This is a genomic window from Priestia sp. SIMBA_032 (assembly GCF_046535215.1).
Lineage (GTDB): Bacteria > Bacillota > Bacilli > Bacillales > Bacillaceae_H > Priestia > Priestia aryabhattai.
Map to the genome: position 1 here is coordinate 1 of NZ_JAWRXD010000083.1, position 596 is coordinate 596.

The window sequence follows — 596 nt, forward strand, 5'->3', positions numbered from 1 at the left end:
TATGGAGCCGGATAATATCCTCCACTTGTTGCACCTGTTAATGCACCCGCTGTCAGTCCGCCTAACACTCCTCCTGCAAAGCTTCCAGGGAAAAATCCGCCTCCCCATGAACTACCACCACCCCAGCCCCATCCGCCTCCGTGATGATGATGGTGATCATAGTGATTGTGTCCTCCATGGTGATGATGTCCGCCGTTATGATTGTGCCCACCATGATTGTGCCCACCATGATTGTGTCCTCCATGATGATGATTTCGATAATACAATCCATTATTTTCTATATAATTCATGTTTCTCCGCTCCTTTTCGATTTTTTCATTTTCATATGCGTTAAGAGTGGGATAAAAAATGGGATAGTACACTGTATGTAGGACAAATGCGGAAAGTATAGGTGAAATGTCTATATTTTGTAAAAAAAGCAAAACACCTTATAATAAAGATGTCATATTACATCTTCTATTTAAGAAGTCTATATTGAAAAAAGATTAGGGGAATTATATAGAAATGAAAAAACCTATCGTTCAATTACTATTAATATTTACAATTGTATCTATCGTTCTGTTCCTATTAAATACATCGTATATCTCGTTATATAC

General features: G+C 37.8%; 1 protein-coding gene. It reads right to left on the bottom strand.

Going from position 1 to position 596, the window contains the following annotated elements:
- On the bottom strand, positions 1 to 290 hold a 290-nt coding region (locus tag SB717_RS33410; protein ID WP_410907088.1), incomplete at its 3' end, for a cobalt transporter.
- Between the last annotated feature and the right edge of the window lie 306 nt (positions 291 to 596).